This is a genomic window from Methanosaeta sp. UBA458, from assembly GCF_002496085.1.
Taxonomy (GTDB): Archaea; Halobacteriota; Methanosarcinia; order Methanotrichales; family Methanotrichaceae; genus Methanothrix; species Methanothrix soehngenii.
The window spans coordinates 1-1,949 of record NZ_DAIK01000031.1; the positions used below are offsets into that span (position 1 = coordinate 1).

General features: G+C 56.0%; 2 protein-coding genes and 1 pseudogene. All 3 read right to left on the reverse strand.

Features of this window, described 5'->3' with window-relative positions; translation table 11 throughout:
- Positions 1-13: 13 nt before the first annotated feature.
- Positions 14-610, reverse strand: coding sequence for a DUF2121 domain-containing protein (locus BP822_RS01925; protein ID WP_286877601.1), 597 nt, complete (start codon positions 608-610; stop codon positions 14-16).
- Between the two features lie 56 nt (positions 611-666).
- Positions 667-1,530, reverse strand: a complete 864-nt coding sequence (locus BP822_RS01930) for a tetrahydrofolate dehydrogenase/cyclohydrolase catalytic domain-containing protein (protein ID WP_286857148.1) — start codon at positions 1,528-1,530, stop codon at positions 667-669.
- Positions 1,527-1,949 (reverse strand): annotated as a pseudogene (locus tag BP822_RS01935) (serine hydroxymethyltransferase); the annotation flags it as partial. The gene BP822_RS01930 and the pseudogene BP822_RS01935, both read right to left, overlap by 4 nt.

Genomic DNA, 1,949 nt, shown 5'->3' on the forward strand with positions numbered 1-1,949 from the left:
CCTCCTGCCAGGATTATAGCGGATCGCATAGCTTCCAGCCATTCTCCTGGCAGTCCTCCTCCAGGGCTTTATCCAGAGCCTTTTGGGGGTTGGAGAACATCTTCTCGCTCTTTAATATCACATGCTCCTGGCTGATAGAAGCCGTTCTCTCTGCTGCCTCCTGGAAGATCTTCCGGATCAGAGCCTCATCCACCCGGCCGTCGGCCTGAACGACAATAGATACAGCAATCTGCTGGGTGAACCGATTTCCATAAATGATGCATCCCATAGCTCCGCGATCTCGGATCCTGACCTCCTTCCCGGTGATGTCGACCTGCAACTGGCTCCCAGGGGCGAGGTAGATCCTTCTTCGCCTCTCCAGCTGGGGGGTGATCTCTGTTACCTCTCCCACCAAAAGGTCGCCCCGCCTCCAGACCTTGTCCCTGCCGTCTGTTACCTGCAGAATGGCCCCAATCTCCATAGCTTTGGCCAAAAGAGCCTCATCATCCGAGATCCGGCCACAATAGAGCTCCTCCTCGAGCTCGGGCCAGCTGCCCAGGAAGGTGATGGAACGCCTATCGCCTCCTATCACCGCTTCCTTGCTCTTGGCCAGGGCGACTACCAGTGACATCTTCTGATCCTTTCCTGAGCTTTTTCTCTATGCCTATTCCTTTTGATCCTATTCCGTTACTGTTGGTCCTTTGTCTGATCCTCTGTGGCGTTCAGGGTCTGCCGAAGGAGCATGGCCACGGTGAGCGGCCCAACCCCGCCTGGAACCGGTGTTATCGCTCCAGCGATCTGGGATACCTCCTCATAGTCCACATCTCCCACCGTCTTGTCTCCTACCCGGTTTATGCCCACATCAAAAATATAGGCTCCCGGCCGGACCATCTCCTTTTTGATGAGGCCTGGAACTCCGGCGGCCACCACCAGTATATCTGCATCGCGAGTGTGCTCGGCCAGGTCGCGGGTAAAGACATGGCATACCTGCACCGTAGCATTGCGGTTGAGCATCATGGCCGCCAGGGGCTTGCCCACCACATTGCTGTGGCCGACAATGACCACCTCCGTCCCCTCCAGCTTCTTATCAAGCCTCTCTAAGGCATAGATGATCCCCAGAGGTGTGCAGGGCACCAGCCTCTCCGCTCCCAAGAGCAATGCCCCCATATTCCGAGGATGGAATCCATCCACATCCTTCTCGGGCAGAATGCTCATCATCGCCCTCTGAGGATTCAGTCCCCCAGGGAGGGGCAGCTGAAGCAGTATGCCGTTGATATCCTCTCGAAGACTAAGCTCCTCTATTTTGGCGATGATCTCCTCTTCTGTGCTGCTTTCCGGCAAAAGCACGTTCTCGGATCTTATTCCTGCCCGGGAGCAGGCGGAGTGCTTGAGACGGATGTACATCTGCGAGGCCGGGTTCTCTCCCACCAAAACTGTAGCCAGGCCGGGGACTATACCCTTATTAGCAAGCTTCTTCGCCCTCAGGAGCGTCTCCGCTTCCACCTCACCGGCCAGAGCCTTTCCATCTATTATAGTTGTCAGTTCGATCACACCATATCTGGATACAGGGGGAACTGGTCGCAGAGGGCCTTGGCCTCAGAGCGAACCCTAGCTATGGTCTTCTCATTGTTGATGTCGCGGAGCACCATGGTGATCATATCGGCGATCTGGGCCATCTGCTTCTCCTTCATGCCTCTGGTGGTCATGGCCGGGGTGCCAATCCGAATGCCGCTGGTGATGAATGGCGTGGCCGGGTCGAAGGGTATCATGTTCTTGTTCAGGGTGATTCCCGCTCTCTCTAAAGTCTCATCAGCCACCTTTCCGGTGATCCCCTCTTTCAGCAGCTTGACCAGGAGCAAATGGTTATCCGTCCCACCGCTGACCAGATCGAAGTCGTTCTTCAGCAGCCGCTCAGCTAAAGCCCGGGCATTCCTGATCACCTGGAACTGATATTCCTTGAACTCCGGGGT

Coding starts and splice junctions, on each gene's coding strand:
- BP822_RS01925 (WP_286877601.1), bottom strand. CDS start 610: ATGTCACTGGTAGTCGCCCTGGCCAAGAGCAAGGAAGCGGTGATAGGA.